This window comes from Amycolatopsis sp. NPDC049691 (assembly GCF_040675005.1).
Taxonomy (GTDB): Bacteria; Actinomycetota; Actinomycetes; order Mycobacteriales; family Pseudonocardiaceae; genus Amycolatopsis.
In genome coordinates this window covers 1-17259 of sequence record NZ_JBFANX010000003.1, presented here as the reverse complement: position 1 = coordinate 17259, position 17259 = coordinate 1, and the positions used below count along the sequence as shown (strand labels likewise).

General features: G+C 72.5%; 13 protein-coding genes. 6 read left to right on the top strand and 7 right to left on the bottom strand.

Annotated elements, in window-relative coordinates; translation table 11 throughout:
• The first annotated feature begins 77 nt into the window (after positions 1-77).
• On the top strand, positions 78-791 hold the full coding sequence (locus tag AB0J40_RS07155; protein ID WP_364448774.1) for an SDR family oxidoreductase: 714 nt from the start codon (positions 78-80) through the stop codon (positions 789-791).
• 15 nt (positions 792-806) lie between these two features.
• Here the strand turns inward: AB0J40_RS07155 and AB0J40_RS07150 are convergent, their stop codons facing one another.
• A complete protein-coding gene (locus tag AB0J40_RS07150; RefSeq protein ID WP_364448773.1) occupies positions 807-1751 on the bottom strand; it encodes a zinc-binding dehydrogenase in 945 nt (314 codons plus the stop codon).
• 95 nt (positions 1752-1846) lie between these two features.
• On the opposite strand from AB0J40_RS07150, the gene AB0J40_RS07145 reads away from it, so the two are divergent.
• A complete protein-coding gene (locus AB0J40_RS07145; RefSeq protein WP_364448770.1) occupies positions 1847-2419 on the top strand; it encodes a helix-turn-helix domain-containing protein in 573 nt (190 codons plus the stop codon).
• A gap of 4 nt (positions 2420-2423) precedes the next feature.
• On the opposite strand, the gene AB0J40_RS07140 is transcribed toward AB0J40_RS07145, so the two are convergent.
• Entirely contained in the window at positions 2424-5099 is a 2676-nt protein-coding gene (locus AB0J40_RS07140; protein WP_364448767.1) for a glycoside hydrolase family 9 protein, read from the bottom strand.
• Positions 5100-5180: 81 nt separating this feature from the next.
• A complete protein-coding gene (locus AB0J40_RS07135) occupies positions 5181-6317 on the bottom strand; it encodes a helix-turn-helix domain-containing protein (protein WP_364448765.1) in 1137 nt (378 codons plus the stop codon).
• A gap of 185 nt (positions 6318-6502) precedes the next feature.
• On the opposite strand from AB0J40_RS07135, the gene AB0J40_RS07130 reads away from it, so the two are divergent.
• Positions 6503-8815 (top strand): LuxR C-terminal-related transcriptional regulator, encoded by a 2313-nt coding sequence (locus tag AB0J40_RS07130; protein WP_364450032.1) that lies wholly within the window; start codon positions 6503-6505, stop codon positions 8813-8815.
• Here AB0J40_RS07130 and AB0J40_RS07125 read toward each other — a convergent pair whose 3' ends face one another.
• Positions 8816-9700: a dienelactone hydrolase family protein gene (locus AB0J40_RS07125; protein ID WP_364448762.1), complete on the bottom strand. Its 885-nt coding sequence runs from the start codon at positions 9698-9700 to the stop codon at positions 8816-8818.
• Positions 9701-9811: 111 nt separating this feature from the next.
• Positions 9812-10645, bottom strand: coding sequence for a MarR family transcriptional regulator (locus AB0J40_RS07120; protein ID WP_364448760.1), 834 nt, complete (start codon positions 10643-10645; stop codon positions 9812-9814).
• A 304-nt stretch (positions 10646-10949) separates the two neighbouring features.
• Between AB0J40_RS07120 and AB0J40_RS07115 the strand changes: the two genes are divergently transcribed.
• Both AB0J40_RS07115 and AB0J40_RS07110 read left to right on the top strand, forming a co-directional pair.
• Positions 10950-12407 (top strand): amidase, encoded by a 1458-nt coding sequence (locus tag AB0J40_RS07115; RefSeq protein ID WP_364448757.1) that lies wholly within the window; start codon positions 10950-10952, stop codon positions 12405-12407.
• A 290-nt stretch (positions 12408-12697) separates the two neighbouring features.
• Positions 12698-13705, top strand: coding sequence for an ABC transporter substrate-binding protein (locus AB0J40_RS07110; protein ID WP_364448754.1), 1008 nt, complete (start codon positions 12698-12700; stop codon positions 13703-13705).
• Between the two features lie 108 nt (positions 13706-13813).
• On the opposite strand, the gene mdlC is transcribed toward AB0J40_RS07110, so the two are convergent.
• A complete protein-coding gene (mdlC, locus tag AB0J40_RS07105) occupies positions 13814-15400 on the bottom strand; it encodes a benzoylformate decarboxylase (protein WP_364448752.1) in 1587 nt (528 codons plus the stop codon).
• A gap of 151 nt (positions 15401-15551) precedes the next feature.
• Between mdlC and AB0J40_RS07100 the strand changes: the two genes are divergently transcribed.
• Positions 15552-15974, top strand: a complete 423-nt coding sequence (locus AB0J40_RS07100; RefSeq protein WP_364448749.1) for a hypothetical protein — start codon at positions 15552-15554, stop codon at positions 15972-15974.
• Here the strand turns inward: AB0J40_RS07100 and AB0J40_RS07095 are convergent.
• Positions 15971-17137 carry an MFS transporter gene (locus AB0J40_RS07095; RefSeq protein ID WP_364448746.1) on the bottom strand — a complete coding sequence of 389 codons (1167 nt, stop codon included), beginning with the start codon at positions 17135-17137 and terminating at the stop codon, positions 15971-15973. The two genes, AB0J40_RS07100 and AB0J40_RS07095, sit on opposite strands and share 4 nt — an antisense overlap.
• Between the last annotated feature and the right edge of the window lie 122 nt (positions 17138-17259).

Sequence of the window (17259 nt, the reverse complement as noted above, 5' to 3'; positions counted from 1 at the left end):
CCGCCACTTCGCGTTGAAGCTGACACTGACGTCAGATTCTAGCCTTTCCGCAGAACCACAACAGGAAGGACAGCGACGTGGACATCGTGGGATCGGTCGCCTTGGTCACCGGGGCCAACCGCGGACTCGGCCGGGAGTTCGTCGAGCAGCTGCGCGAGCGCGGCGCGAAGAAGGTGTACGCCGCCGCCCGGGACGTCGGCACCGTCACGACGCCGGGTGTCGTGCCCGTGGCACTGGACCTGCTCGACCCGGCCGGCATCGAGCGGGCCGCCCGGCAGGCCGGGGACGTGACCCTGCTGGTCAACAACGCCGGCATCTCGACCGGCCAGAACCTCGTCCGCGGCGACCTGGCCGAGGTCCGCCGGGAGATGGAGACCCACTTCTTCGGCACGCTGGCGGTCACCCGCGCCTTCGCCGACGTCCTCGGCCGCAACGGGGGCGGGGCGATCGTCAACGTCCTGTCGGCGCTGTCGTGGTTCTCCTGGAACGGGGCCACGTCGTACTCGGCGGCGAAGGCGGCGGAGTGGGGCCTGACCGCCGGCACGCGCGTCGAGCTCGCCGACCAGGGCACGCAGGTGCTGGGCGTGCACCTGGGCGCCGCCGACACTGACATGATGGGCGACTACGACGGCCCCCTGCTCAAGCCGCGCGACGTCGTCGCGGCCGCGCTGGACGGCTTGGCCGAGGGTGCGGTCGAGGTGCTCGTCGACGACTGGAGCCGGACGGTGAAGGCCGGCCTCGCCCAGGACCCGGCCGAGTTCTACGCCGCGGTGGCCGCCGCCCAGCCGTGACGCCGGTCCCCGTTCTCACCGGGGCTTCGCGGCCGGGCCGAGTTGGAGGACGACCTTGCCGCCGGGACGTTGTGACTGGCTCGCCGCGATGGCCTCCCGCCAGTCGTCGAGGGCGACGGCGTGGCCGAGCGGGATGGCGAACCGGCCCTCCGCGGCGAGCTGGGCGCATTTCGCGACGACGTCGTAGCGGTGGCCCAGTGGTCCTTCGGTGAACGCGTCGCGGGCGCCGAGTTCGCGGGCGGCGGCCAGGTTGCTGATGGTCAGGACGTGCCGGGGGTCGGCGACCGTGCCCAGGAGTTCGGGAATCGTGGCGTCGTCGGGCGGGGAGACGTCCAAGACGACGTCGACCGGCCCGCCCGCCAATTCGCGGACCCGCTCGGCCATGCCCTTGCCGTACGGGGTGACCTCGGCTCCGGTGGCGCGCAGGGCCTCGGTGTGGGTGGGGCCCGCCGTGGTGATCACCCGGGCGCCGCTCAGGCGGGCCAGCTGCACGGCGGCGAAGCCGGTGGTGGCGCCGCCTCCGCTGACCAGCAGGGTCGTGTCGGCGGTGATGCCGAGCAGGTCCAGGCCGAGCTGGGCGGTGTCCACGGCCATCGGCAGCGCGGCGGCGGCCGCCGGAGCCAGCTCGGGTGGCCGGGGGAACCAGGTGTCGAGCACCGCGTGGCCGGACGCGCCGGCGGTCGGCCCGGTGAAGGGAACCGGACCGAACACCGCGTCCCCGAGCCGGACACCGGTCACCTCCGCGCCGACGGCGTCGACCGTGCCGGCGACCTCGAGCCCGATCCCGCGGGGCAGGTCGCCGGGGTAGAGGCCCCGGCACAGCGCCAGGTCGGCCGGGTTGACGGTGCAGACCTCGACGGCGACCCGGACCTGCCCCGGCGCCGGCCGGGGCGGCTCGGCCTCCTCGAGGCGCAGGACGTCGAGGGGTTCGCCGTTCCGGTGGAAACGCAGGGTCCGCATGACGATCTCCTGACCGTGGCTGAGTGACAGCAGATGCTGTCGTCACTCGACGGTAGCACAGTGATGACAGCATCTGCTGTCGCTATGCTGGCGCCATGGCCCGCTGGGAAGGCAACACCCGTGAGCGGCTCGAGCGCGCGGCGCTGGAGCTGTTCCGCGATCAGGGCTACGACCGCACGACGGTCGCCCAGATCGCCAGGCACGCCGGTCTGACCGAGCGGTCGTTCTACCGCTGGTTCACCGACAAGCGGGAGGTGCTGTTCGCCGGCGACGAGCTGCAGGCCTGCCTGGAAGCGGGCATCGACAAGGTGCCCGCCGGAACCGGCGCGCTCGCGACGCTGATGGCCGCGTTCACCGCCGTGCCCGACGTGCTGCGGCCACCCGAGCTGCTGATCGAGCTGCGCGCCGTCATCGCGGACAACCCGCCGTTGCGGGAGCGCAGCCTGATCAAGGAAGCGATGCTCGCCGAGGTGACCGCCGCGGCGCTGTGCCGCCGCGGCCACGACGAGCAGACCGCGCGGCTGGCCACCGCCCTCGGCATGGCGATCCTGGCGTCGGCCACCCGGCGGTGGGTGCTCGGCGAGCAGAGCGACTTCGCCGCCCTGCTGGCCGACAGCGCCGACGAGCTGCTCGCCGTCGCCGCCGACCTGCCGATCAACCCGGAGTAGCCCGTCAGGGCTCGGTGCCCCAGGCGAGAGCGCCGGCCTGGTAGGCGGTGACGGTGGCGAGGTCGGAGTACGCCGCCGCCGCGCGGTAGCTGTAGTCGTCGGCCTGGTTGAACGCCGACCAGTCGGCCTTGGCGAGCCGGATCTGGAGTTCGCCGGTGCTCGCGCCGGCGGCGAGGGTGCCGCCGCTGAACCCGGCCTCGACGTAGGCGTCGGCCCCCGCCCGCGGCGTGCCGAGCTTCACCACGCGCAGCGTGACGTTGGCGCAGCCGACAACGGCGTAGTCGCACCAGATCTGATAGCCCGGGCTGGTCGCGTCGCCGGTGAACCAGTAGCGCGCGGTGACGCCGTTCAGGGCGACCGCGGTGGTGCCCCGGTTGACGATCTGGAGGCTGGTGCGGATCTGGTTGTCGGTGGCTCCGCTGCCGGAACGCTGCTGGACGGCGAGCGACCCGGTGCCGGTGTCGCCGCCGGTCGTCGTGGTGGTGACCGACACGGGGCTGAGCGGGGACTGGTTGCCGGCGGCGTCCCGGGCGCGGACCGAGAACGTGTACGCGGTGCCGGGGGTGAGGCCGGTGACCTGGTAGCCGGTGCTCGTGGTGCTGCCGATCGTCGCTCCCGCCGCGTTCAGCACGTCGTACCCCGCGACGCCGACGTCATCGGTGGCCGCGGTCCACGTGAGACCGACGCTGGTACTGCCCGCGACGGCGGTGACCCCGGTCGGTGCCGACGGCGCGGTGGTGTCCGCTGTGGACGGTCCGGGTGCGCTGCCCCACACCACGGTCGCGCCCTGGGCGAGCACCAGCCGCGAGGCGTTCGCGGGCGCGGAACCGCTGGGGGCGAGGCCGGTGTGCGACCAGTCGTTGCCGGGGTCCCAGGTGCCGGTGCTGGTGATCCGGAACTGCACTTCCTTGCGGTAACGGGACTGCCCGCCCGGCGCGACACCGCCGGAGCACGGCACGTCGACGTAGTACACCGAGCCGGAGAACTGGCGCACGACCGGCGCGTCACACTGGTTGTACGCGGAGGAAACCGAGATCTGGCCGGGCGTGGTGGCGCCGTCGAGGGTGAAGTAGTAGCGCAGCGAGCCGGTGAACGTGCGAGCAGGCCACGCCGACTTGTTGATCACGTACGCCTTGACCTCGGTGAACGTGCCGCCGTCGGGCTGGTTGAGGGCGCCCTGGGCCAGGATTTCCGGCCCGTCCGGGGTTTCCGCCGGCGGGAAGGACGCCAGTGGTGCGCCGCCGTACTCGCCGTAGAGGCGGGCCAGCGCGCCGGTGAAGCCGGCGTTGTAGTCGAGGGCCACCTCGTTCATCGTGTAGTTGGTGCGGTCGTCGGTGTAGGCGTCGTTGGCCGAGCTGGGGCCGCCGACGAGGGCGCCGTAGAGGATGTGCCGGCTCTGTGCCGGCTCGGTGATGCTGTCGGCCCAGGACCCGTGCGCGGTGCGGTGGTGCGGGTTGCGCGGCGGGTTGACGCCGAACCCGACCTCGAAGCTCGCGCCGCGCGGGTTGTCGCCGAGGGCGTAGTCGATCTGCCGGACGCCGAAGTCGTGGTAGGTGGTGGCGCGAGTGGGATCCTTGGTGCGCAACCAGTCCGAGTAGGTGAGCGCCACGAACGCGGTGTTCGCCGCGTACCGCAGCGAGCCCCACTGGTCGAGCACGGCCTGGCCGCCGGGGGAGTAGGGCACGCGCTGGCCGTTGACGCCGGTGGTCCACCAGTCCAGCCACCGGTTGGCGTCGGCGACGTACTCGGGGTCGCCGGTGAGCTGGGCGAGCAGGACGTAGGCGCCGTAGGACTTGTCGTCCCAGGCGAGCGTCCAGCGGTAGGAGCGGGTGGTGGTCTGCGGCTCGGTGGACAGCTTCTCGTACTCGGTGCGGGCCTTGGTCAGGTAGCTGCTGTCGCCGGTGGCCTTGTAGAGCCAGATCGCGCCCCACACCAGCTCGTCCTGGTAGCCGCTCCAGGACTTGTAGAAGTTCTGGGCGTCGGTGATGCAGTTCGAGTAGGCGCCCCGGTGGTTGTCGGCGAACGAGTACAGCTGCTTGGCGTGCGTGAGCAGGGTGGCCGCGTAGGCGGGATCGTCGGCCCGGAACACCAGGGAGCCGGCCGCCATCTGCGCGGCGCCCTCGCCGGCGAGGTCCGAGCCGGGGCAGGAGTCGTCGATGCGGTAGGCGGGCCGCGCCATGGTCATCGTCTCGGCGGGGCCCCACCACTTGTGGTCGTCGTCGCCCTTGCCGACCTGGCCGTAGAGCACGTCGGGCTGCGGGTGCGCCTTGATCAGCCAGTCGGCACCCCAGCGCAGGTTCGCGAGCAGGTACGGCCATTGGCCGGAATTCCGGTAGGCGGCCCCGTTTTCCAGCGCGCCCCAGGCGAGCATGGTCATGCTGAACTCGAACGGCAGGCCGAACTTGACGTGGTCACCGGCGTCGTAGAACCCGCCGGTGAGGTCCAGGCCGGCGTCCTTGCCGTCGTCGAGGGCGGACGGGCCGCGCCAGGAGACCCGGTTGCCACTGGGCAACGCGCCGGAGCGCTGGGCGTCGTAGAACCAGACGGCCTTCTGCAGTGCCTCGCCGTAGGCGAACTTCCCGGCGGCGCCCGCGGGCACGCCCGGGGCGACGAGGGTCAGGCCGAGCACGAGCAGCGCGACGACCGCCCGGGAAATCGCCTTCGTCATCGAAGTGCGCACGCCGCCTCCTGGCATCTGGGAGCGCTTCCAGATGGCAGGGTAGGGAGGCGAGCCGCGTCGTGTAAAGAATTGAAGTCCGGGCTAGGCGGTTCGGCGCCAATGCGGCGGCTGTCCGGAGTAGCGCGAATTGGGAGCGCTCTCAGTCGCACCACGACCGGCCAGGACGCGCTCGGCGCGCAGGGCGATGCGGAGGTTGAGCCGTTCTTCTGGTTCGTCCAGATTCGGTCCGAACAGGACACGGAGCCGGTGGAGGCGGTTGCGGGCGGTTTGCGGGTGGATGCCCAGCCGCGCCGCGACTTCGGGTGCGCCGCCGCGGGCGTCGAGCACCGCGTCGAGGGTGTCGGCGAGCTTGCCGCGCTGGTTGTCGGACACGGCGGACAGCGGTTTCAGGCTCTGCTCGGCGAGCGCGCCGGTCAGCAGCTCGTCCGCGAGCAGCCAGTGGGTGACCAGGTGATCGGACCAGCGGAGGAGGCCGTCGCGGGGGAGGAGGCCACCGCCACGCAGGTCCCACGCCCGCCGGGCCCAGCGCAGCGAGGTGGCCGCTTCGGCCGGGCGGACGGCCGGTCCGGTCGCGGCCGGGCCGTGGCCGAGCAGCCGCGTCGGGTCGATGTCGTCGGGCAGCAGCAGGTACGGCGGTTCGGCGACGAGGTCGGCGAGCACGGCGGAATCCGACCGCGCGATGCGGGTGCCGGGCGCCACGACGACGGCCACCACGCGCTCCGGCGGGCGCCACCTCGCACGCGTCGCCAGGTCGGTCCACGGCCGGCCGGCGATCAGCTCGTGCAGCAGCTGCCGGCGCAGGTCGGCTGCCGAAGGTGTGTGCGCGGCCCGGAACGCCTCGGTCGAGAGGCGGATCAGGGCGTCGACGCACCGCAGCACGGCGTCCACCCCGGTGACGACGACCCCGGGCTGGTCCCGGCGGCCCAGCTCGGCGACGATCGGGAGGGCGGACCGGCCGCCCGCCTGGTAGCCGTGGGCGAGACGCTCGGGTTCCCCGCCCGCCGCGTGCTCCGCGACGCCGGCGCGACGGAAGGCGCCGGCACCTGCGGCGATCGCGAGCGGGACCGGCCGGGAGGGGCCCAGCAGCGCGGCCACGAAGTCGGTGGCGCTCGCGTCGAACAGCGCGGCGTGCTCGGGAAGGGCGTGCCGGACACCGGCGACGACCGCCCGGGCGATCGCCGCCTCGGCGCCGTCGGGCAGGGGCTGGGGGACGGTCATCGTCGACCTCCGGAGCGGGCGGGCATCGCTGGCGCGCCGAGTCTGGTCCGCCGGCGCCGCCGTCCGCGTCGATGAAAAGACGTATCCGGGCTACGTAGGCGGCGTCTGATCGGCGCAACGGGCGCTGGGCCACATGGACACCGGCGCCGCGACCGATCAAGATGGGGCCGGAGGCGCGGCAGGTGATGGATGACGGCGGCGCGGCCACGCGACGGGACCTGACCAGTTACGTGGGCCGCATCGAGGACGAGGCCCGGGTGCGGCGCCTGCTGGGCGAGGCCCGGCTGGTCACGCTGACCGGACCCGGCGGGGTGGGCAAGACCCGGCTCGCCGGCCGGGTTGCCAGCTCGGTGACCAGGGCGTTCCCCGGCGGCGTCGTCGTGGCCGGGCTGGCCGGGCTGCGCGACGGCACCATGGTGACCCGCACCCTCGCCGACAGCCTCGGCCTGCACGACACGGCCGCCCGGACCGCACTGGACACCGTGCTGGCCCACCTGCGCGACCGGCGGGCGCTCTTGGTGCTGGACAACTGCGAACACCTCGTCGACGACTGCGCCGAACTGGCCGACGTCCTGCTCCGGCACTGCCCGGACCTGGTGGTCCTGACGACCAGCCGGTGTTCGCTCGGGGTCGCGGGCGAGCGGATCACGCCGATCGCGCCCTTGGCCGTCCCTCCGGAGCACGTCCGGACCGTCCAGGACGCCCTCGGCTACGACGCGGTGCGGCTCTTCGTCGACCGGGCGGCGGAGGTGCTGCCGTCGTTCCGGTTCGCCGAGGACGACGTGGCGTCCGTGGTGGGGTTGTGCCGTCAGCTGGACGGCCTGCCGCTGGCCGTCGAGCTGGCCGCGGCCCGTACCCGCGTGCTCTCGCCCGGGCAGATCGCCGATCGGATGACCCGCAGCCTGGCGCTGCTGACCACTGGTGCGCGGTCGCTGCCGGAGCGGCACCGCAGCCTGCGGGCCACCATCGAGTGGAGCCACGCGCTGTGCACGGACGTCGAGCGCGCGGTCTGGGAGTGCTGCTCGGTGTTCGCGGGTCCGTTCGACCTGTCCGCCGCGGAGGACGTCTGCGCGGTCACGGGGCTCGGCGACTTCGCGGTGCTGGACGCCGTGGACGGTTTGGTCGACCAGTCCGTGCTGCTGCGCGTCGAAGGGCCGGCCGGCGCCCGGTACCGGATGCTGGAGGCGCTGCGCGAGTTCGGCCAGGAACGGCTGGCCGCCACCGGGACCGCCGACGTGGTCGCCCGGCGGCACCGCGACCACCACGCACGGCTGCTCGAGCGGGCCGACGCCGAATGGTTCGGCCCCCGGCGCGAGGACTGGTTCGCCCGCCTGTCCGAACGGCACGCGGACGTCCGGGCGGCGCTGTCGTGGTCGCTGCGCGACCCCGGCGAGGCCACGGTCGCGCTCCGGATGGCGAGCGGCGTGATCGAGTACTGGATGGCCCGGGGCGCCGCGTCGGAGATCCGGGAGTGGCTCGACCGCGCGCTCGCCGCGACCGCCGAGGACGCCCCGGGCCGGGCGACGGCGCAGGCCCGGGCGGCCCTGTGCGCCGCCCTGCACGCGGATCTGGACGGGGCCAGGCACCGGCTGAAGCTCGCCGACGCCGTCGGCGACGAGGCCGCGGTGCCCTACATCCGCCACGCGCGGGCGTTCGTGGCGCTGCTCGCGGTCGAGCCGCACGCACTGGAGAACGCGGCCGAAGCCGTGCGGATCTTCGATGAGCGGGGCGCCGTCCGGCAGGCGTTGCACCCCATGTTCATCCAGGCGGTCGCCACGGCGTACCGCGGCGATCTGCCCGGTGCCCGGCACCTGCTGGCGGAGATGCTGCGGCGGTGCGCGTCGGCGATGGACGAGTCCTACCGCTCCATGGCGCTGTTCGGGCTGGGCACGGTCGAGATCTTCTTCGGCGGCGACCTCGACGTCGGCGAACGGGCGATGCGCGACGCGCTGGAGATCGACCTGCGGGGACCCGACGTGCTGTCGGCGGCGTACCGGGTGGACGGGCTGGCGTGGGCGTCGGCGCGGCGAGAGGACTGGCTGGGCGCGGCGAGGTTGTTCGGCGCGGCGGCGACGTTGTGGGACCGGTGCGGAGCCGAGCCGGACATCGCCGTGTCGCTGGCGCACCGGCAGCTGCTCGCGGCCACTCGTGGTGCGCTGGGCGAAGCGCGGTTCGAGGACGCGTTCGGCGAAGGACGCCGGCTGAACCCGCACGACATCCTGGCGCCCCCGGCGGCCGCGGCGGCGGAGCACGAGGAACCCGCCGGCTGTGCGGTGCTGCCGCCGCTGACCCGGCGCGAGTCGGAGATCGCCCGGCTGGTCGCGACCGGGCTGAGCAACCGGGAGATCGCCGTCCGCCTGGTCATCGCCCAGCGGACGGCGGAAACCCACCTCCAGCACATCCTCAACAAGCTCGACCTCGGCAACCGGACCCAGGTCGCCGTCTGGGTCAACGAGCAGCTCGTCGCCCGGACGGGACCCGGCTCCGGCCGGAGGTGATCAGCTCAGCGGACAGGTGCCCCGGTAGGCCGCGATGGCCGGGTCACCCGTGGGCAGCGGGCAGAGGAACTGCTCGTACCGGCTGTCCTCGTCGACGAACCGCTTCAGCCACGAGATGCTGTACTCCGCGATCGTCGGGTTCGGCTTGGTCGGCGCCAGGTGCCCGGCGCCGGCCAGCAGCAGGTACGCCTTGTCCAAAGAGGACGGCAGGCTCTGGTAGAACGGGCGGGAGAACATCCCGTCCGGTGCGATGAAGTCGTTCTGGGCGCTCACGACGAACGTCGGCACCGTGACATCCGAGAACGTCGTGTTGGGACTCCAGCCGGTCAGCGGGATCGCCGCCTTCAGCGTCGGCGCTTTCCGGGCGGCGATCAGGGTTCCGCCGCCGCCCATCGAATGGCCCATCACGGCCAGCCGGTTCCGGTCGACCCGGTCCTTGGCCTGGCTCGAATCCGTGACGTAGCGCAGGGCCGCGAGCAGTTCTTCGGAACGGGCGTCCGGCGTGTCCCACACGCTGTTCGTGGCGATCGTGATGACGACGAAGCCCTGCGAGGCGAGCCGCGGGCCGTACCAGGCGATCGCGTCTTCGGACTCGAGGAACCCCGGCGCGACCGCCACGGCGCCGAACGTGCCCTGGCCGGTGTCGGTCGGGAAGGAGACCGTCCCGCCGCCGAACCCCTGACCGGCGCCCACTTTCTCGGTGCCGATCGCGAAGGGACCGCGCTCGGCCTGGATGGCGGCTTCGGTCGGGGCCGGTCCTCGCGCGTACGGGTTGTCTCCGGTGAGACCCGGAGACGCCGACGCCGGGCTCGTGCCCGAAGCGGCGAGGAGAACAGCGGTCAGTGCGCCGGCGACCCGTGGCGCCCATCGTGGTTTCCGCGTCATTGCGAACGTCCTCTCGGGGAATCTTCCCGCCGAACACGGGGAGGACCCAGGTATAGCGAGCACGTCCGCGTCCCCGCGTCGTCGAAAACACGTAGCTGCCGGCGCGTGGTGCTACATCGGGAACACCGCCCGGAAAGCCGCCGAGATCGGTTCGAGGTCGGCGACCAGGCGGTCGAGGTCCCCGGGGCTCAACACGGTGTACGGCGCCTCCGCGAGCCGGTCGGTCAGCGCTTCCACGCGCTCCTTCGTGGCCCGGCCCTCGGCCGTCAGCCAGCCGTCGGCCCCCACCAGGCCGCGGGCGCGCATGCCGTCGATCACCGCGGTCAGCTGGGCGGCCGGGAGGTGCCACACCCGGCCGAAGTCCTGCGCCGGCGTGCCGGCGGACAACGCGTGGAGCACGTGGGCTTCCGTTCCGGCGATGCCCTCGGCCAGCAACGCGACGATGTGGCCGTCGCCGCGGTGCTCGCGCAGGAGGGTGGCCGCGTGCCACAGACGGGCCACCGGCTCCTGCGGGACCGGGACCGCGCGCAGGGCGGCGTAGAGCGCTCGTCCCTCCACCGGGGCACTGGTCGCCGCCTTCAGCAGGAGGTCACCCGCGCGGGCGATGGCCGGGTCGTCGGCTCGTTCGCCGAGGATCCGGCGCATGCCCGCGACGCATCCCCGCTCACGGGCGGCCAGTGCCGCCTCGGGGGTGGTCAGGTCCCAGACCCGGGGGAGGTGGCGGGCCACCTCGCCCGGGGCGAAGTTGTAGAACACGGCGTGGACCACCTCGGCGGGCATCGTCGGGCCGAAGGGCGCCGCGCGGCCGGCGAAGTAGGCGTCCCACGGGTTGCGCAGGCCGAGCGCCATCAGCGCCTCGTCCGACTCGTCGGCGAAGTAGGGCACCAGGCCGAGCGGCTCGACCAGGTCGTACATGCGGCGGGCGACGGGTTCCGGGTGCGACATCTCGTCCTCTGTGGAGTCCGGCGGCGCCCTCGTGGCGGCCGCTCACCTCCTCCACGAACGGCGCGGCCCCGATCCGACAGCCCGGCTTCGCCGGTTTTACCGAGCAGGTGAGCCGGCGGGGGCGGGCAGTCACCGGAGAGCGGCAGGGGCTCCTGCGCGGCAAGCGCAGATTGAGACGTCGATCCTGTTGCGCGCTGCCGCGTTTCGTGGCTCTCCAGGTGAAACCGTCTCCGGCGCCTTCGGCTCTCCCATTGCCGGAAACGGGATTTCGTGCCCTCGACGGCCCGCCGCTACCGTCGCATTCATGGAATGGAGCTATCGATCCGCCGGAGAACTCGTCGCCGCATTGCGTGCCGGTGCGGTCACCTCGGCGGACCTGACCGAAGAGGCGATCACCCGCATCGAGCGCGACGACGAGGTGGTCAACGCGATCTGCGTGCCGGACTTCGACCGCGCACGAGCCGCCGCGCGCCGGGCCGACCAGGCGCTCGCGCGCGGCGAAAACCGGCCGCTGCTCGGCGTTCCCGTGACGGTCAAGGAGTCCTACGACGTCGCCGGGCTCCCCACGACCTGGGGGATGCCGGCGCACCGGGACTTCGTGCCCGCCGAGGACGCGGTCCAGGTGGCGCGGCTGAAGGACGCGGGCGCGGTGGTGCTCGGCAAGACCAACGTCCCCTTGGGACTGCAGGACATCCAGAGCTTCAACGACATCTACGGCACCACCACCAACCCGTGGGACCCCGGCCGCACCTCGGGCGGGTCCTCCGGCGGGTCGGCGGCGGCGCTGGCGTCCGGGTTCGGCGCGCTGTCCATCGGCTCCGACCTCGCCGGCTCGCTGCGCACCCCCGCGCACTTCTGCGGTGTCTACGCGCACAAGCCGACCCTCGGACTGGCCGCCACCCGCGGCATGGTCGCACCGTCCGAACCGGCCTTGCCGGTCGATCCGGACCTCGCCGTCGTCGGTCCGATGGCGCGCACCGCCGGCGACCTCACGCTCCTGCTCGACGTCATGGCCGGGCCCGACCCGCTGACGCACGGCGTGGCGCACCGGCCGGTCCTGCCGCCCGCCCGCCACGAGCGGCTCGGCGACTTCCGGGTCCTGGTCCTCGAGGACCACCCGCTCATCCCGACCGGGTCCGCCGTGCGGGCGGGGGTGAACCGGGTGGCCGACGCGCTCGTCGACGGCGGCGCCCGCGTCGAACGGCACAGTCCGCTGCTGCCCGACCTGGCCGAAGCGGCGACGCTGTACATGCAGCTGCTGATTTCGGGTGCCGTGGCGCGGTTTCCCGTCGAATCGCTCGCCGAGCCGAGCGCGGACGACGAGAGCCTCGACGCCGTGCGGCTGCGTGCCATGGCGTTCAGCCACCACGACTGGCTGGCGGCGAACCACCGCCGCGAGGTGCACCGCCACGGCTGGCGGCAGCTGCTCGCCGAGTTCGACGCCGTCGTGTGCCCGATCACGCCGACACCCGCGTTCCCGCACGATCACACGCCCAATCCGATGGAACGGCGCATCGACATCGACGGAATGGCCTACCCGTACTTCGACCAGCTCGTCTGGGCCGGCCTGGCCACCATGCCCGGGCTGCCCGCGACCGCCGTGCCCGCGGGCCGCTCGCTCGAGGGCCTGCCGGTCGGCGTGCAGCTGCTCGGGCCGATGTTCGAGGACCGCACCCCGCTGCGGCTGGCCGAACTGCTCGAGCAAAAGACCGGCGGCTTCCGGGCGCCGAAGCGGGATGCCGGAATTCGACAATTTCGATGACCGGTCCGGTTTGGCGAATTCGGGTCCGTGGAGCCTTGTCCGTCCGGCATTTACAAACTCGACTTTACGCTGAGTGAGCGTTTACGGCGAGTGGAGCAATGAATGTAGGCCAGAGGCCAAAAGAGTGACGCGCATCACTCGCACGGGTCTTGATCTACCCCATTGTGAGCCGACAGCCATTCTCTCTACAGTGTCCCGCGTGACTCTGGGGAATGAGTCACTCACTCCCACTGGATTCGGTTCGCGAACCGTTAGTTTCTTCTTAGGAGCAGACCTTGCTTCCAAACGCCATGAGCAGTGGCCGGGGTCGTACTCGTCGCGCCGTGCTCGGGCTCGCCCTCACCGTCGCGGCCGCGACGGCCCTGAGCGGCTGCAGTGCACTCGGCTCGGACAACCCGAGCACTTCGTCCACCGGGGGTGGGCTGGAAAAGACGAAGATCAAGGTCGCGATCCTGCCCACCGTCGACACCGTCCCGCTGTGGCTCGCGCAGGACAGCGGCTACTTCAAGGACGAGGGCCTCGAGGTCGAGGCCGTCGTGGCCGCGAGCGGCCAGGCGGCGATGACGAAGGCGATTTCCGGCGAAACCGACATCGCGATCTCGAGCTACATGCCTTTCTTCGTCGCGAAGAACACGGGCTCGGCCGACCTGGAGCTCGTCGCGGACGCGACTTCGATCAGCCCGAAGTCGATCGCGATCGTCACGGTGCCGAATTCGCCGGTCAAGACGGTCAACGACCTCGCCAACCGGCGGATCGCGATGACCGCCCGGAACACGGCGAGCGACCTGCTGGTCAAGTCCATCATGAAGGACCACGGCCTCGACCCGACCAAGGTGAACTGGGTCCAGATCGCGTTCCCGAACGTCGCGGCCGCGCTGCAGCAGGGCCAGGTCGACGCGGCTCTGCTGCCCGAGCCGTTCATCTCGCAGGCCGCCAAGGCCGCCGGCGCGATCCCGCTGATCGACGTCAATACCGGTGCCACGCAGGACTTCCCGCTTTCGGGTTACGGCGCGAACCGGAAGTGGGTGCAGGCCAACCCGAAGACCCTCGCCGCGTTCCAGCGCGCGCTGCAGCGGGCCACCAGCGAGACGAACAAGGACCGGTCCAAGATCGAGCCGCTGCTGGTCAAGTACGCCAAGATCGACGAGGACACCGCCAAGCTGCTCACCCTGCCCAGCTTCGGCGTCAAGCTGGATCCCCGGCGCCTCCAGCGGGTGCCCGACCTGATGCTCCAGATGGGCGCCATCACGTCCTCTGTGGACGCCGCGTCGATGATCGCCCCGCAGGCGGCCGGCTGACACACCGAAAAGGCACCGGGCCGGCCTGGCCGGCTTCCTCTCCGCTCCGAGAGGTCGCCGGCCGGGCCGGCCCGGACGTCGTTCACGGCCCGAAGCCCGGCAGCCGGGCTAGTACGGCGACTTCTCCGACGACGTGACGCGGATGTGCACCAGCGTCGGGCGCTTGTCGGCGAAGGCCGCGGTCAAGCCGGGGACCAAGCCCGACGGTTCGCTGATCGTCACGCTCTGGCAGCCCATGCTCGAGGCCAGCGCCGCGAAGTCGATGCCGCCCAGCACGGTGCCCGGAAGCTTGCCACCGTCGATCGATTCGCCGAAGATGCGGACCGCCGCGTACTCGGTGTTGTCGAGGATCAGAATGGTCACCGGGAGGTCCTGGCGCGCGGCCGTCCACAAAGCCTGGATGCCGTACATGCTGGAACCGTCGCCGACCACGCCGACGACGTGGCGGTCCGGCCTCGCGAGCGCCGCGCCGACCGCGCCGGGGACGCCGTAGCCGAGCGTGCCGCTGGCCATCGTCAGGAAACCCGTGTCCGTGGCGGTGATCGGCAGGTGGTCGTGCAGGACGCCGCGGTGGCTGGGCGCCTCCTCGACCACGATCGCGTTGTCCGGCAACAGGTCCGCGAGCGTGGCGTAGACGAACGCGCCGGTGAGCGTCTCCCCGTTCGGCTTCGCGGGCCGTTCGAGGGGCGCGGGCGCGGGGCGCTCGCTTCGGCCGACCGCGTTCAGCAGCGCGCGGATGCCGAGCTTCGGCGTCGCGCGGATCCCGGTGCCTTCGAAGGCGCGGGCGAGGATCTGCTCGTCGTCGCTGACGATGAACAGCGGCGGCAGCGGAGCTTCGCCGCGGCCGCGGTCGACGTGGTAGGTGAAGGCGGGTGCGCCGAGCACGACGACGAGGTCGTGCCCCGCGAGCCGGTCGGAGACGACGCCGCGCTCCGGTTCGAGAAAGCCTTGGAACAGCGGGTGGTTCTCGGGGAAGGAGCAGCGGAACGACATCGGCGCGACGTACACGGCGGCGTTGAGCCGTTCGGCGAGCGCGACGGTGTCGACGACGGCGGCGTCCTGGTCGACGGCACCCCCGACGACGATCGCCGGCCGTTCACTCGCTTCGAGCGCGGCGACGAGTTCGTCGATCGCTTCGGGATCGGGTGCGAACCCGCGGATGCGCGGGCGGCTGATGATCGGGCGTTCGGTGGTGGCGGTCCAGTCGTCGGCGGGCACGGACACGAAGACCGGCCCGGACGGCGCCTGCGTCGCGACGTGGTAAGCCCGCGCGAGCGCGGCCGGGACGTCCTCGGCGGTGGCGGGCTCGATGGACCACTTCACGTAGGGCTTGGGGAATTCGGACGCGTCGACGGCGCCGAGGAAGGGTTCGTGCGGCAGGAGGTTCCGCGTCTGCTGCCCCGCGAGGATGATCAGGGGAGTGCGGTTGTAGTACGCGGTGTAGAGGCTGCCGAGCCCGTGCCCCACGCCCCCGGCGGAGTGCAGGTTGACGAGCACGGGCTGGCGGCTGGCCTGGGCGAAGGCGTCGGCCATCGCCACGACGGTGGACTCCTGCAGGCCGAGGACGTAGTCGAAGTCGTCCGGCCAGTCGGTGAGGAAGGGGACCTCGGTGGTGCCGGGGTTGCCGAAAACCGTGGTGAGGCCGAGTTCGCGGAGGAGTTCGCGGGTGGCGTCCAAGACCGTGCGCTTGATCATGCCCCTCAGACTAATGCTTAGTCTTGCGAAGGAAAGCCCCCGCGTGGCGGCGGTTGTTCGCCGAAAGCACCACACGGGACGGCCTCGGCGCCCTACGATCGGCGCAGCCCGGACGTCTCGAGCTCCGGTGAGAAAGCTCGGGAGGGCAAGCATGACACCCCTGGTGGTGACGAGCATCGAGGCCGTTCCCCGCGTGCTGCTGCTCGTGGTGGGACTGCTCGGCCTGATCTTCTCGGTTAAGGGCCGGGCCAAGGGCGGCTCCGGCCTGATGGTCGCCGCCTTCGTCGTCATGCTCGTCGCCACCGCGGCGGGCATCGCGTGGCAGTTCGTGGCGCTGGACGCGGCGTCCTGGATCCGGACCGGCCACCTGAGCGCCGACGGCCTCAACCTCGTCTTCATGGCGGTGGCCATCCCGCTCGACGCCGCCGCGGTGCTCTCCTGGCTCCTGGTCGCGCTCGCGGTCGTCAAGGGCGGCCGGGTGCCTCGGCCCCCGTACCCCGCCGGCTACCCGATGACCGCGCCGCCGGGGTATCCGCCGCCCGGTTACCCGCAAACCCAGCCCCCGCCGAACTAGCGCTCGGTCGCGACCGCGTAAGCCGACACCAGGGTCGCGGCGGCGAGACCGCCCCATAAGACGGCCGGGCCGCAAGCGGCGAGAGCGGTGATGACCGCGGGGGAGACGGCGAGGCCGAAGCCCGTCGAGAGCTGGAGGCGCGCGAGGGCGCGGCCCAGGACGTGGGCCGGGGCGAGGGCGGCGACGAGCGCGGTCGCGCTGCCCGCGTAGACGATCTCACCGACCGTGCAGACCACCGACACCGCGGCCACGGCCGCGGCGCTCCACGAGGTGGCCGCGAGGAAACCGAGGTAGGACGCGGCGAGCACCACGCCGCCGAGAGCCAGCGCGGTCCGCCGGGTGAACCGGGACAGCAGGACGGTGACCGGCACCTGCAGGGTGACCACCAGGACCGTGTTCGCCACGAAGATCGCCGCCGGCCACACCGGCGAGGCGTGCAGTTGGGTCACCAGCACCAGCGGAAGCGCGATTTCGGGGACGTTGAGGCAGAAGACGTAGACGACGTTGGCGGCCAGCAGCGTCCGCATCCGGGGCGCGGGCCCGCCGGTCACGGCCGGCGCGGCGGCCGGTTCCGCGCGCAGGCGGACCGACCACGCCAGGGCGGCCGCGACGAGGTAGGCGAGCCCGGTGCCGACGGCCAGCGCCTGCAACGCCGTGGCGCCGCCCGCCAGGCACGCGGTGGCGAGGAGCCCACCCGCACCCAGGCCGGCGTTGCGCAGGGCGCGGCCGCCCGCGAGCGCGGCGTCGCGCTCCCGTCCGTCGGCGACCGTGGCCACGAGAGCCGCGTGGGCGGCGGGCCACGCCTGGTTGCCGATGCCGAGGAAAAGTGCCGCCGTCGCGAACACCCAGACGTCGCCGACGGGCGCGGCGAGCAGCAGCACGACACCCAGGACCCGCACCAGCATCGACGCCGCCACCGCCGTGCTCCGCGCGCCCCGGTCCAGCCAACGTCCCACCGCGGGCAGGCACCCCAGGCCGACGACCACCCCGGCCGTCATGGCGATGCCGGTGGCCGCCGCGGACAGGCCGAGCACCAGCACCCCGTAGAGCAGCAGGAAGGGGCGCAGCAAGCCGGTGCCGAGCGCGTCCACGATCAGCGCGACGGCGTAGCGGGGGCCGCCGGAAGCCCGGACGAGGGCACGCGGCCGGATCTTGGTCGTCATGGCGTCCACAGTGCGTTCGCCCGCCTGGCCGGCCGCGCCCGAGTAAAAAAAACACTACACCAACGGCCCCCCCCGCGCCCACACCCCCGCAAGAAACCCAAACTAAGAAGGAAGACAAACAC

Excerpts from the sequence above, each read along its gene's own strand:
- AB0J40_RS07095 (WP_364448746.1), bottom strand. The coding sequence starts at position 17,137 with ATGACGACCAAGATCCGGCCGCGTGCCCTCGTCCGGGCTTCCGGCGGC.
- AB0J40_RS07125 (WP_364448762.1), bottom strand. The coding sequence starts at position 9,700 with ATGACGCGGAAACCACGATGGGCGCCACGGGTCGCCGGCGCACTGACC.
- AB0J40_RS07135 (WP_364448765.1), bottom strand. The coding sequence starts at position 6,317 with ATGACCGTCCCCCAGCCCCTGCCCGACGGCGCCGAGGCGGCGATCGCC.
- AB0J40_RS07100 (WP_364448749.1), top strand. The coding sequence starts at position 15,552 with ATGACACCCCTGGTGGTGACGAGCATCGAGGCCGTTCCCCGCGTGCTG.
- AB0J40_RS07130 (WP_364450032.1), top strand. The coding sequence starts at position 6,503 with ATGGATGACGGCGGCGCGGCCACGCGACGGGACCTGACCAGTTACGTG.
- AB0J40_RS07110 (WP_364448754.1), top strand. The coding sequence starts at position 12,698 with ATGAGCAGTGGCCGGGGTCGTACTCGTCGCGCCGTGCTCGGGCTCGCC.
- AB0J40_RS07150 (WP_364448773.1), bottom strand. The coding sequence starts at position 1,751 with ATGCGGACCCTGCGTTTCCACCGGAACGGCGAACCCCTCGACGTCCTG.
- AB0J40_RS07145 (WP_364448770.1), top strand. The coding sequence starts at position 1,847 with ATGGCCCGCTGGGAAGGCAACACCCGTGAGCGGCTCGAGCGCGCGGCG.
- mdlC (WP_364448752.1), bottom strand. The coding sequence starts at position 15,400 with ATGATCAAGCGCACGGTCTTGGACGCCACCCGCGAACTCCTCCGCGAA.
- AB0J40_RS07120 (WP_364448760.1), bottom strand. The coding sequence starts at position 10,645 with ATGTCGCACCCGGAACCCGTCGCCCGCCGCATGTACGACCTGGTCGAG.
- AB0J40_RS07115 (WP_364448757.1), top strand. The coding sequence starts at position 10,950 with ATGGAATGGAGCTATCGATCCGCCGGAGAACTCGTCGCCGCATTGCGT.